This is a genomic window from Streptomyces sp. NPDC057428 (assembly GCF_042803195.1).
Classification (GTDB): Bacteria; Actinomycetota; Actinomycetes; order Streptomycetales; family Streptomycetaceae; genus Streptomyces.
On the sequence record NZ_JBHVCT010000071.1, the window covers coordinates 1 to 12,153 of the forward strand.

The 12,153-nt window shown below is 73.1% G+C and carries 13 protein-coding genes; 8 read left to right on the top strand and 5 right to left on the bottom strand.

Features of this window, described 5'->3' with window-relative positions; all coding sequences use genetic code 11:
* Nucleotides 1-729: hypothetical protein (locus tag ACFU5K_RS23760; RefSeq protein ID WP_384065029.1), on the bottom strand; the 729-nt coding region annotated here is incomplete at its 3' end.
* A 243-nt stretch (nt 730-972) separates the two neighbouring features.
* Here ACFU5K_RS23760 and ACFU5K_RS23765 point away from each other — a divergent pair.
* Both ACFU5K_RS23765 and ACFU5K_RS23770 read left to right on the top strand, forming a co-directional pair.
* Nucleotides 973-3,465 (top strand): Tox-REase-5 domain-containing protein, encoded by a 2,493-nt coding sequence (locus ACFU5K_RS23765; RefSeq protein ID WP_384065031.1) that lies wholly within the window; start codon nt 973-975, stop codon nt 3,463-3,465.
* A 55-nt stretch (nt 3,466-3,520) separates the two neighbouring features.
* The gene (locus tag ACFU5K_RS23770; RefSeq protein ID WP_384065032.1) at nt 3,521-4,249 is read left to right on the top strand and encodes a hypothetical protein; all 729 of its coding nucleotides are present in this window, start codon (nt 3,521-3,523) and stop codon (nt 4,247-4,249) included.
* Nucleotides 4,250-4,328: 79 nt separating this feature from the next.
* On the opposite strand, the gene ACFU5K_RS23775 is transcribed toward ACFU5K_RS23770, so the two are convergent.
* From ACFU5K_RS23775 to ACFU5K_RS23785, 3 genes are all read right to left on the bottom strand, one after another.
* Nucleotides 4,329-4,772: a DUF3592 domain-containing protein gene (locus ACFU5K_RS23775; protein ID WP_384065034.1), complete on the bottom strand. Its 444-nt coding sequence runs from the start codon at nt 4,770-4,772 to the stop codon at nt 4,329-4,331.
* 20 nt (nt 4,773-4,792) lie between these two features.
* On the bottom strand, nt 4,793-5,263 hold the full coding sequence (locus ACFU5K_RS23780) for a hypothetical protein (protein ID WP_384065035.1): 471 nt from the start codon (nt 5,261-5,263) through the stop codon (nt 4,793-4,795).
* Nucleotides 5,264-5,532: 269 nt separating this feature from the next.
* A complete protein-coding gene (locus tag ACFU5K_RS23785; RefSeq protein WP_384065037.1) occupies nt 5,533-6,162 on the bottom strand; it encodes a class I SAM-dependent methyltransferase in 630 nt (209 codons plus the stop codon).
* Nucleotides 6,163-6,516: 354 nt separating this feature from the next.
* Between ACFU5K_RS23785 and ACFU5K_RS23790 the strand changes: the two genes are divergently transcribed.
* The 5 genes from ACFU5K_RS23790 to ACFU5K_RS23810 all read left to right on the top strand — a co-directional run bounded on the left by ACFU5K_RS23790 (nt 6,517) and on the right by ACFU5K_RS23810 (nt 10,847).
* The gene (locus tag ACFU5K_RS23790) at nt 6,517-7,719 is read left to right on the top strand and encodes a polymorphic toxin-type HINT domain-containing protein (RefSeq protein ID WP_384065038.1); all 1,203 of its coding nucleotides are present in this window, start codon (nt 6,517-6,519) and stop codon (nt 7,717-7,719) included.
* Between the two features lie 125 nt (nt 7,720-7,844).
* On the top strand, nt 7,845-8,192 hold the full coding sequence (locus ACFU5K_RS23795; protein WP_384065039.1) for a hypothetical protein: 348 nt from the start codon (nt 7,845-7,847) through the stop codon (nt 8,190-8,192).
* A 73-nt stretch (nt 8,193-8,265) separates the two neighbouring features.
* A complete protein-coding gene (locus ACFU5K_RS23800) occupies nt 8,266-8,532 on the top strand; it encodes a hypothetical protein (RefSeq protein WP_384065041.1) in 267 nt (88 codons plus the stop codon).
* 274 nt (nt 8,533-8,806) lie between these two features.
* Nucleotides 8,807-9,994, top strand: coding sequence for a hypothetical protein (locus tag ACFU5K_RS23805; RefSeq protein WP_384065042.1), 1,188 nt, complete (start codon nt 8,807-8,809; stop codon nt 9,992-9,994).
* A gap of 85 nt (nt 9,995-10,079) precedes the next feature.
* Nucleotides 10,080-10,847 (top strand): hypothetical protein, encoded by a 768-nt coding sequence (locus tag ACFU5K_RS23810; protein WP_384065043.1) that lies wholly within the window; start codon nt 10,080-10,082, stop codon nt 10,845-10,847.
* Here the strand turns inward: ACFU5K_RS23810 and ACFU5K_RS23815 are convergent.
* Nucleotides 10,819-11,208 carry a DUF192 domain-containing protein gene (locus ACFU5K_RS23815; protein ID WP_384065045.1) on the bottom strand — a complete coding sequence of 130 codons (390 nt, stop codon included), beginning with the start codon at nt 11,206-11,208 and terminating at the stop codon, nt 10,819-10,821. The two genes, ACFU5K_RS23810 and ACFU5K_RS23815, sit on opposite strands and share 29 nt — an antisense overlap.
* 105 nt (nt 11,209-11,313) lie before the next feature.
* On the opposite strand from ACFU5K_RS23815, the gene ACFU5K_RS23820 reads away from it, so the two are divergent.
* Nucleotides 11,314-12,105: a prepilin peptidase gene (locus ACFU5K_RS23820; RefSeq protein ID WP_384065047.1), complete on the top strand. Its 792-nt coding sequence runs from the start codon at nt 11,314-11,316 to the stop codon at nt 12,103-12,105.
* Nucleotides 12,106-12,153 lie beyond the last annotated feature (48 nt).

Consider the following 12,153-nt stretch of genomic DNA (forward strand, 5'->3'; position numbering starts at 1 on the left):
GGCCTGGGTGACGGGGTGCAGGCCCGCGTCGTGCAGGCGGAGGCGTGCGACGGTCTCGGCGGGGGAGCCGGACCGGGGATCGAGCAGGGGCAGCCAGGCGCGGGCGCGGGCGGCGCCCGCGCGGCGGGTGGCCAGCTCGGTCCGCAGGGCGGCCGTGTCGAGCAGCGGGGGGCGCCGGACCCCGCGCACCGTGCGGGGGCTGAGCGCCGAGTCGGCGGCGACGACGGCCTCGTCGCGCGGGAGGCACCTCATGAGGTCGCCGACGGTGCGGGCCGGAGTGGTCGTGCACAGACCCCGGCGCACCGTCAGGTCGGCGGGGCCGACTGCCGCGCGGTGCACGCGGACGCCCGGGCGGCGGTACACGCCGGGGCGCGGGTCGGTGAACTGGGCCTCCGGGCAAGGCCGCCCCAGCAGCTCCACGAGGTGGAGTGCGGCAGCTGTGCGGTGACTGCAGACCAGGTGCGGCTGCAGCTTCTGCGCGACCCAGGCGCGGGTCAGCCAGTCCACCAGTCGGCCGGGAGCAGCCCACGCGCCCTGATGGACCCGCTGCCAGCCGCCCGTGTGCAGACGCCGGTTCAGCAGCCGGGGCGGCCAGCCTGCCGCCACCGCCTCCGAGACGAGGAGGATGCCGCCGGACGCCAGGGCGGCCAGCTTCCGTAACTCGCGGTCACGGCGCTGGGCGCGTGTCTCCTGGTCGTGCGGCGGCTTCCAGGCGTCCGTGCGGCTCATGGGCCAACGATCCATGATCCGCGCGAGGGCCGCACAAGGCTGTGGACAACCGGCTCTTTTGGGCCCTGGGGCCCATGCTTCCCGCCACCCCGCCGTGGTCCGATGGGCCGGGCGGGTGAACTCTCGCCTTGCAGTGCCTGGTTGGGGGCCGGAGTGTCTGGTACAGGGGGATTTGCGGCATCGGGGGGCGTCGGCGGGCTCTCGGCTCCGGCGGGAGGGGTCCCGCTGCCACGGCCGTTGTGGGTGGTGCTGCTCCTCGTCCGGACGCTGTTCGTGTTCACGGTCGTCGGAGGCGTCGGCGTACTCCTCCGGGCCGCGTCGGTCGACGCCGTCGACGGAGAGCTGCTCGGGCTCCTGCTGTACGCGGCGCTGCCGGGCGTGGCGGGGCTCGCGCTGTCGGCGTACGTAGGTTCCGGGGACATCTGGATCTGGCGCGGGCTCGTCGCCGTACACACGTGGTTCCTGCTCGGCGCGCTGGCGACGCTGGGCGGGGACGGCGGCGCGCGGGGCGTACCGCAGCTGGTGATCCCTGTCGTCGGCCTGATCCTGCTGCTGCGCCGTAGCTCGCGCGGCTGGTTCGATGTGCCGGTCGCGCAGCGTGTCGCGCACCGGCCTTTCAGCATCGCGCGGTTGATCCGGTGGCGCCGGGACGGGGGCCAGACGGCGACGGAGTACCTGGGCCTGATCGTGATCGTCGTCGCCATCATCGGCGGCCTCCTGGCGACCGGGATCGGCGGCCGGCTGGCCGGGGGGATGCGCAGCGCTGTCTGCGAACTGACCGGCAGCGCATGCCCTGCGCCCGGCGGAGGCGAGGTCGTCGCGGGCGACGGGCCCGAGTCGGACGGCGAGGGCGGTCCCGAGGGCGGTCCCCAGGGCGGCCCCGATGGCGGCCCCGAGGGCGGCGATCGGGGCGGCACGGGGGCGAGCGGCGGCACGGCCGCAGGGGGCACGGGCGCAGGTGGCGCAGCCTCGGAGGGAACCGGGGCGGGTGGTACGGACGCGGGTGCCGGCGGTGGGGGCACCAGTGGGGGAACCGGCGGCAGCACCACCACCGGCACCACCGGCACCACCGGCACCACCGGCACCACCGGCACCACCGGCACCACCGGCACCACCGGCACCACCGGCACCACCGGCACCACCGGCACCACCGGCAGCGGTGGTCCCGCCCCCGGGGGTGTCGCCTCGGGTGGTTCCAGCGGGGGCCCCAGCGGTGGCTCCAGCGGTGACCCCGGGGCCGTGCAGGTCGGGGACGGCGGCGACGACGTGGACGACTCGGGCGGCGCGGACGGCGGCGATCCGGGGGACGGCGGTGGCGACGAGGAGAAGGGCGGCGAGAGCTGTACCTCGGGCGTGGGCGCGTTCTTCTCCTGCGCCGGGCACCAGACCGGCGGGTTCTTCACCGGCGTCTTCGCCAACGGCCTGTGGGGCGATGTCACCGGCACGTTCGACACGGTCATCCACCCCGTCAAGGCGTTGAACGGCCTCATGGACTACGGCAAGAGCCTCGGCGACACCTGGTCCAAGGACTCGGAGGGCGCCGGCGACAAGTGGTCCGACGGTGACTACCTCGGGGCCGCCTGGGACTGGACCAAGGCCAGTGGCGGCACCGGCCTGAAGGTCCTCGACGACGTCTTCATCGGCGACGAGGTGCGGGACCAGTGGAAGGACGGGAACGAGGGCCAGGCCATCGGCACCGGCCTCTGGAACATCGGCTCCCTCTTCATCCCCGGCTACGGCGAGGCCAAGCTCGTCGGCAAGGTGGGGAAGCTCGGCAAACTGGGCAAGCTCGGAAAGCTGGGAGAGGTCGCCCAGAAGGCTTCCGAGGCTGCGGCGAAGGCCAGGAAGGCCGCCAAGGCCGGCGATGTGGCGGGCGCCGAGAAGGCCGCCGCCGATGCGCAGAAGCACGCGGACGACGCCGCGGACGAGGCGGGCCTGACCGGCTGCACCGTCGGACTGGGCGGCCTCCCGCGCGTTCCGTACGGCGACGGCGGCGACGGCGGCGACGGCGGGACGGGCACGGACGGCCACCCCGGTACGCGCACGCGCACCGGCACGGCCGGGGTCCCCGGCAGTGGCACCGGCGTCATGGCGGCCGCGCGCACCTCGGTGCGCGTCGGGTTCCGTACCGAGCGGTGCGACGAGGTCGACCCCGAGAAGAAGGCGGCCGCCGAAGAGGCGCAGAAGCAGGCCGACGAGGCCAAGAAGGCAGCCGCCGAGGCCAAGCGGAAGAAGGAGCTGGAGCGGGCCAGGAACCAGCCGAAGCCGGCCTGGTACAAGGATCTCAAGAACCCCCGGGCCGGTTCGAAGGACGGTGGCACCGGCGCCTGGACGAAGATCAGGCCCGGCGTCTGGAACTACCCGACCGAGATGGGCGCGCGCTACCAGGAGCAGATCTCCAAGGTGGCCCGCGGAAAGGAGTACCAGGTCCCGCTCGACAAGCTCACGGGGAAGCCCGTCGACTTCGACGGCTGGGACGCCGCGCGGGGTACCTACCTGGAGGCGAAGTACGGCTACCGGGGCAAGGACTTCTACAACGCCGAGACCGGGGAGCTCACCCCGAAGGTCCAGCAGCGCTGGGCGGACCAGGCGACCCGGCAGGTGGACGCGGCCCGGGGCAAGCCCGTCGAGTGGCACCTGTCCGACCCGGACGTCGCCGAGGCGGCGCGGGAGCTCTTCGAGGAGCGGGGCATCAACGTTAAGGTCATCAACACACCTGACGATGTGACGGGGTGAGGCACCGGCCGAGGCGCGTGCCGGCGGTGCGGTGGAGAAGGGCGAGGAGAGCGTCGTGCTGAACGTCGTCGTCAACGGTTTCTGGGGCGCCCGCGAAGAGGGCCCGCCGGCGATCGCCGAGCGGTGGTACGCCACGCTGGTGAGGCTCGGGGAGCTGGACGCCGGGACGTTCCACGGATGGCACGAGGCGGGGGACGGCGTTCCGGCCGACCCGCTGCTGACGCCTTCAGTCGCCGTGCTGACCGACTACGTCGTACGGGAGAACACCGGGCCGGACCTCGACGTGGTGGGGTACGGGGCGTCCCTGTGGGCGCACAACCCGGGTGCGGCGAAGGTGACGTCGGCCTTCCGCGCGGGGGGCTCGTCGACGTACGTCACCCACTCCGTCTCGGTCTCCTTCCGCTCGCGCACCGTGGACGAGGACGCGGACGTCATCCGGCGCACCCCCGAGATCCTCGCGATCCTCGGTGAGGAGTGGGACATCGATGCCGGGCAGGTGTACGACAAGGCGCTGTACAGGGTGGTGGCGGACCACTTCGGCCTGGAGAACTCCGACCCCCGCTGCGGCCGGGCGGTCTTCCTCTCCGAGCGGCGGGCCGCCCTCGCCCCGGTGGGGCTGCCGGGCGCGTACACCCCGGTCGCGAACGGCGGGCTGGTCATCGACCTGACCCGGGGCGGCACGCGGGCGGCGCCGGCCGGGACCGTGATCGACGTCAACACGACGCTGCGGGCCACGGGCGCGCTGGAGCCACTCGCCACGCCCCGCGACCGGGACAAGCTCTGACGGTCGGACGTCAGGAGTCACCGCGGACCCGGACAGCGCGTCACCACGAACCCGGCCGGCAGCCCAGCCGCCGGCCCGCTCAGAACCGCATCGCCACGAAACCCGTCAGCAGCCCCAGCGAGAACAGCCCCAGCACCAACGTGAACACCGTCGGCATCAGTATCGGCCCCCACGATCCCGGCCCCGCCACCGTCGCCAGCCGGGCCGGGTCCGCGGGGTCGTACGAGACGCGCACCGGCGCCCCGACCTCGAAGCCGAACGGGCCGGGGGCGTGGTCGGTGAACTCCACCTCCCGGCCGTCCGCGGCGCGGAAGGCGAAGACGTACTCCGTGCGGTAGCGGTTCTCCTTGCCCGAGCCCCGGTCGATCACGCGCCGTCGTGAGCACCGGCCCTCGACGCGCTCGCCGCGCCGGACCAACCTCACCACCCGCAGGAGCCGGATGGCGGAGCGGACCGCGAACGCGCCCAGGAACAGGCCGAACAGCAGCAGGAAGGTGGCCGTGCCACCGGGCAGTACGTCCATGAACGAGGCTCCGCAGGCGTTTACTTGACCGTGATCCGGTCCAGTGCCAGCCCGACGGCGGCGCCCGTCACCATCGCGACCACCGGCATCAGCAGTCCCTCGGTGCCCACCACGTCCCACGTCACCGCGTAGCCGAAGGCGAGTCCGGCGACCGGTACGGCGAGCGTGCCGAGCAGGTACGGGACGCGCGAGTCGCGCTGCCGGCCGGGGAGGGCGCGGGCGCTCCCCAGGACCGTCAGCACCGTGACGAGGACCCCGGGAAGGTGCAGCAGCGCGAGCCGCCAGCCGAAGTGTTCGAGCCGTTCGTCGGTGGCGAGCGTCTCGACGAGCGCCCGCGTCACCAGGAACCCGGAGGCGATGTACACGAGGGCGCCGGCGGCCCAGCCACGGCTCAGGGGGAAGAACCAGCCGTCCCCGCCACCCGGAGCAGCCGGGGAGCCCGGCGGCACACGGCCCGAAACCCGGTCACCTCGATCGCTGCCACCGCTCACGGTCCGCCCTCTCGCCGTCACCTGCTGCGTCGTCCGACGGGGGTGAGCGTACGACCGGGAAGGGGTGCCCGACCTGGGCCCCCGGCCCCAAACACGGGCCCAACTATGGCTCTCCGTATAGAACGTTTGCCTCAGATCCGACCGCCGCCCCGTGCCTCCTGCTACGGCCCGGAGTGGCTGCTCGGCCTCGTCATGGGTCCGTACCCGCTGTGGCTCCCGAAGGACCCGGCACGGGATCTCGGCCTGCGACCCGGCTCACGGCCTACGCTCTACGCGCGGCGGGCCAGTAGATGGGTGTCGAGGAAGCCCCGCTCGGACGCTGGATCATGGAGCAAGCGGGCAACCGTGACGAGATCGGCCCCGGCCAGCAACTCGACGAACCGCTCCGCCGGCCAGCTGTAGGCGGGTGCCACCCTGTGGTCGAAGCGGACCGGCTCCGGCCCCTCCGTCCCGAAGAAGGACACCAGGAGCAGGCCTCCCGGTGTCAGGACACGCACCTGCTCGGCGAGCAGCGCGGGCAGTTCCTCCGGTGGGGTATGGATCATCGAGTAGTGAGCCAGTACTCCGCCGAGCATGCCGTCCTCAACCGGCAGGGCCTCCATGCGCGCTTCGTCGAACCGCAGTGCCGGATGGGCCCGCCGAGCGTGGTCGACCATAGCCGGGGAGAGGTCGATCCCGAAGGCTTCCAGCCCCAAGTCGTGCAGCATGGCGGTCAGATGGCCGGGCCCGCACCCGACGTCGGCGGCTCGCAGGTTCCCCGTGCCACGCACGAGCTCGGCAAAGACACCGATCATGCTCCGGGCGAACGGCTGCGTCTCCAGCCGATCGGCGAACTTCGACGCGTACAGCTCGACGACCCCGTCATAGGCAGCCCTGGTCTCGTCCTGGTGTCTTGACACGTGAAGGAAAATAACATCCTCGCCGCTCGCATCGGCCCGGAGCGGGTACGACCGCCGAGGTAGGGTCCGTGGGCCCAAGACCGTTGCGCCTGACGGCCGTTAGCGTCGATGCCATGTCTGGTCCGGGGGTTGTACGTCGTCGTTCGCGCCGCTGGTCGCGGCGTCCGGTTCCGCGTACGCAGGCGCGCCTGGTGGGGCTGCGCCGGTCGTGTCGCGGGCAGCGCGGTCAGGGTGCGATCGAGTACCTCGGCCTCGTCGTGGTCGTCGTGGCGATCGTCGGCGCCCTCGTCGCCACGGGCATCGGCGCCGAGCTGTCGGAGAAGATCAGCGCGCAGGTGTGCCGGATCGGCGGGGGTGGTGACTGCGCAGGGGGCGGAGGCGGAGACCCCGAGGCGCAGGGTTCCCCCGGGGACGGTACTGGGGCGTCCGACGACGGCACGCCCGAGTCCCCTCGCCAGGATCCTGGCCGAGGAACTGGGGATCACCGACGCCCTGGACTGCATCACCAAGGGCGACATGGGCGCCTGCACGGAGACGCTGATCAACGTCCTGCTGAGCTTGGTCGGGGGTGCGGTCGGGAAGCTCGCGGCGAAGTACGGGGCGCCGTGGAAGTGGAAGAAGGCCGCGAAACTCATCCAGGCACTGCAGAAGCACGGCGGGGATCTGCACGACGGGTTGAAGAACCTGGTCAAGAACCGCAAGAAGGTCAAGGACGCCGAGAAGAAGCTCGCGGACGCGCGGAAGAAGCTGGACGCCGAGAAGAAGGACCCGCCGAAGAAGGACCCGAAGGACGACAAGCCGTCGACGTGCCCGGCCGCCCACAGTTTCCTTCCGGGTACGCGGGTCCTGCTTGCGGACGGGCGACGCATCGGGATCGAGAAGGTCGTGCCCGGGACCGTGGTGTCCGCGACGGACCCGGAGACGGGGCTGTCCGGGGCACGTGAGGTCGAGCGGCTGATCACGACGCACGAGGACAAGCACTTCACCCGGCTGGTGTTCCGTACGCCCGGGGGGCCCGCAGTGGCCACGGCGACCGACACCCATCCGTTCTGGTCGGTGGACGCGCGGCGCTGGGTGGATGCCGGCGAGATCCGTCCGGGAGCCTGGCTCCGGACGCCGGACGGCACCACGCTGACGGTCGCCGCTGTCGGTCGCTACACACAGAGGCAGACGACGCACGACCTCACCGTCGCCGGGATCCACACGTACTACGTGCTCGCGGGGACGGCTCCGGTGCTGGTCCACAACACGGACTGCGGTGTGACGGCCGAGGCCCTCGATGAGGCGTGGCCGACATGGAACACGCCGGCCAACCTCGAGCACGTCATCGACCCGGCCAAGCACGGGTTCGGAGACCTTGTGGCCAAGGCAGGAGGCCGTGAGCAGGCACTCCGCGCCATCATGAACAGCCTCAAGGGCGCGAAGGATCTGCCGGCTGCCGGAAGGTACGAGGTGAGCCGGGTGATCGAGGGGGAGACTGTGACGATCCGGGGCGCCATCGTCAATGGAGTCCCCAGGCTCGGCACAGCGTTCATCCCTGGAAAGTTCCCCGGATAGAAACGGCAGTGCGACGCGCTCCAGGGGCGTTCTCGCACTGCGGAGAACTCGTGTCACACCATCGCCCCGGAGGGGGCGGCTATACGGAGGCCCCACTCGTGCCTGTTGCGATCACTCCTCGTCCCATGAGTCCGTCCGAGAAGGCGGTGGCCGAGCTCGTGCTCGCCCACGACTTCCCGGGCGCGGCCGAACTGCGCGCCCAGGTGGACCACGTCCAGGTGGTGGCGATGTGGGGCGAGCACTCGGCGAGCGTCGACCTCCGCCTACGGGGCGACGCTCCTCGGTCACCGGTGCCCTCCGGTGTCGTCCCCGTGGACGCGACGGTCGTGGACCCGACGGGTGAGCTGTTCGGGGAGATCCTGCTGTGGGCCACCGAGGGATACCTCTCGGCGATCGAGTACGCGTGGTACGGCGACGAGCCGCCCAGCGCGCTTCCGGACACCGACATGATCACCACCGAGGTGCGGGTCTGAGCCCGCCGGCTCCGGGCACCGGCATCCTCGGAGGGGTGCCGCGGCGGAGCGGGACGCGAGGACGTGACGGTTCATGACGGCGGGCTACACCTTCCTGACCGTGCACCGGCCCGCGGCCTCCACCATGGCGTCGGCTCTGGCCGCCGCTCTCGGCGCGGAGGCCGGCGATGTCGACGTGGCCGACGAGGACACAGCGCCGGGGGACGACCGGAACTGGGACGCCCCGGTGCTCTGCACCCATCACCCCGTGGCCGGTGACCTGGCGCTCGCCTGGGACGTCTCCGTGTCGGACGCGCTGACGTCGCCGCCGTCCGACCTCCGGGCGGACCGGGACGGCTGAGGTCCCCAGTTGGGTCCCTGGGCCCAAGACGGTTGACCGCCTGGTCACTACCGTCTGCGCAGCAGGTGATCGACGCCCGTCCCGGCGCACCCCCACGGCGCCGGGCCGGCCGCAACCGGAAAGTGACGGGCGTGCCCACGGCCGAGCTGCTGCCCCTGACCGACGAGGAGTCCCGTCTCCGCCGGCAGGGGCTGATGGAATGCTGCCGGCGGAGGAGCGCTCCCGCCCGGCCCGGTTCGGTGACCTCCGCGGCGTCGGGCCCATAATCGGCCGCATGCCCGATCAGCAGACGCGCCCCCGCCCGGTGGCGCCCGACACCCGTGCAGCCCGGCACCGCGCCGCGGCCCTTCTCACGGCGGCCGCCCCCGCGCTGGGCGCCTACGCGGCGGTCCGGGCCGTCGGGCTCCTCGTCTTCTGGGTGTCGGCGTCGGCCGCCGGGAAGGACGCCCTGCATCTGCTCGGCGGCCGGTGGGATTCCGTCTGGTACCAGCGGATCGCGGAGAACGGCTACGGCTACACGGTCACTCTCCCCGACGGTGGAGTCCACCCTGACCTGGCCTTCTTCCCGCTCCTGCCCGCCCTGGAGCGAGCGCTCGCCGCCGTGACCCCGCTCACCCTCCAGGGCGCGGGGATCGCCGTGGCCTGGACGGCCGGGCTCGTCGCCGCCTGGGGGATCTACGCAGTCGGCGCCCGGCTGTACGGGCGGCGCGCCGGGGTGGTGCTGGCCGCGCTGTGGGGCGCGTACCCGACGGCCTTCGTGCAGTCGATGGCGTACACGGAGACCCTGTTCACCGCGCTCGCCGCCTGGTCCCTGTACGCCGTGCTCCGAGGCCGCTGGATCGCCGCGGGCGCCCTGTGCGTGCTCGCGGGGCTGACCCGGCCCTCCGCCGCGGCGCTCCTCGCCGCGCTCGCCGTGACGGGGGCCGCCGGCCTCGTGAAGGAGTACCGGGCGGGCGGCCGCGAGGGCCTCCTGCGTCGCGACGCGCGCATGCTGCTGGGGGTCTGCCTCGCACCGCTCGGCTGGCTGGCCTACGTCGTGTTCGTCGCCGTACGGGAGGGCAGCCCCTTCGCGTACTTCGATGTGCAGGCGCAGTGGGGCAACAGCATCGACGGCGGCCGGGCGCTGGCCGGCTTCATAGCCGGGCTGCCGCTTCCCGCCGCCCTCGGGCTGTGCGCCGCGCTGGGACTGCTGGGGTGGCTGGTGTACCTGTGCGTACGGCAGCGGCAACCGCTGCCCGTGCTGGTGTACGGCATCGCGGTCGTCGTCGTCTCGCTCATCGGCTCCGGCTACTTCGGCTCCCGCCCGCGCCTGATGATGCCCGCCTTCCCGCTGCTCCTGCCCCCCGCCGTGGCACTGGCCCGGCTGCGCGCGACGGCACGCACGGGAGCGGTCCTGGCCGCGCTCGCCGTCGGCTCGGCCGCCTACGGCGCGTGGACGCTGCTGGGGTCCGGGCCGCCCTGAGGATGGGCCCCCGGGCCCACGCGCCCGCCCCGCCCGGGTTGTTAGCGTGCTGATCCGGTGCACGGCGGGTCGGGAGCGGTGAGCGATGAGGGTGCGAACCACGGTCGTGGCGGCGGGCGCGCTCGTCCTCTGCCTGGCCACCGGCTGCGGTCCGGACGACGGCGGTGAGAAGGGGCCCGGTGACAAGGGGCCCGGCGGGAAGGCCACCGCCTCGGCGTCACCCACCGCCGCCGCGACCCCGGAAGCTGACCCCGAACCCGTGCCCACCAGCGACGGCCGGACCCTCACCGAGGCCGAGCTCGCGAGGGTGGCCCTCACCACGGGCGAGCTGCCGGGCTACGAGATCGCCCCGCTCCAGGGCGCCGGGAAACGCGGCACCGAGAAGCCCGACGACGCCGCCTGCGTGCCGATCACGGCGATCATCAACGGCTCGCCCGAACCCGCCCCGGCCGCCACCGTCTTCCGTACGGCGATGGACACGAGCCAGGAGGGGAAGGACGACCGGACCGTCGTCACCGAGATCCTCACCTCGCACCCGAAGGGCGGAGCCGAGGAACTGCTGCGCTCGGTCCGGGACGCCGTCCGGGCCTGCGCGGACGGATTCCGTACGACGGGCGAGGACGGGCCGTCCACCTACACCGGAGTCAGGGCACTGCCCGCGCCGAATGCGGGCCAGGAGTCCTTCGCCTACGAGGTGACGGGCAGCCTGGAGGGTGCCAGGATCCCGCTCGTCTTCCACCTGGTGCGGACCGGATCGACCGTGGTCACGTTCTACGCGGCCGATTTCCTGACGGACACGGCACCGGAGGTCCCGGCCGCGCTGGTCACGGCGCAGGCGGCGAAACTTCCGTAGCGGCTGCGGAGACCCGCACGCGGGTTCCCGGCCGCAGGCCCCAGCCCTCCATCGCACCCGCCTCGGACTCCACCACGTGCCGGGCGCGCAGCCGGGGCAGCCCGAGCCGGCCGGGCTTCATCGTGCGTACCGCGAGCACGTTGAACTTCCGGTCCAGGTAGGCCACGTCGATGGCGAACCGCATCCGGAAGGTGTGCACACTCCCGCACGGGGTGATCAGCAGTGCCCCTTCGACACCGTCGGCACCGAGCAGCCCCCGCGCCCGTGCCCGGTACGAGGCCGCTATCCGCAGCGGAACCTCCCGTGCCCGGGTGTCCGAGCCGACCGTCAGTGTCCCGCCGCCGTTGCGCCATTTCCCCATGGGCACCGACCGTAGCCCCCGGGCGCACCGGATGGGTCCGGAACGCCGCGCAGTGGGTCCCAGGGCCCAAGACCCGGCCGTGCGGGCCGGATTAGGGTCGACCGTGTGGACGCCACACTGATTGCGGTCGCCGCGCTCTGGGGCGCCGCCGCCGGACTGCTGCTCCCGCGTGCCGCGTACCGCTTCTCGGTCGAGCCCGAGGAGCCCTGGCGTGACGCGTGCCCTGCCGGGCACGCGCTCACCGGCCCCGTTCGCGGCTGGCTGGGTACGGCCAGGTGCGCGGCCTGTGCCGTTGCCGTCCCTTCGGTCCGCGGGGGCGCGGCCGCGGCGGACCCCGCACCGGCCGTGGCGCGGCGTTACGCCCCCGGCGTCGTCGCCCCCGTCGTCACGGTGCTGGCCTGTACGGCCCTCGCCGCCGCGACCGGGACCCGGCCCGAGGCCGTCGTGTGGCTGCTGCTCGCGCCCGTAGCGGTGCTGCTGGCCGTCATCGACCGACGGGTCCACCGGCTGCCCGACCCGCTGACGCTGCCCCTGGCCGGCGCCGCGGCGCTCCTCCTGGGGGGTGCCGTCCTGCTCCCCGAGCACGGCGGCTCCTGGACCTCGGCCCTGCTGGGCGGAGCGGCTCTCGGCGGTTTCTACTTCGTGCTCTTCCTGATCAACCCGAACGGCATGGGTTTCGGCGATGTGAAGCTCGCCCTCGCGCTGGGCGTGGGGCTCGGCTGGTACGGCTGGGCAGTCGTGTGCGTCGGAGGTTTCGCGGGGTTCCTCTTCGGCGCCCTCTACGGGGCCGGGCTGATGCTGGTGCGACGGGCCGGCCGCAGGACGGGCATCCCCTTCGGCCCGTTCATGATCGCCGGCGCGCTGCTCGGGCTGCTGTTCGGAGGCCTGGCCGCCTGATGGTCACCGGGCGTACGGACGTACGGATGCCGTCGGAATCGACTCGCA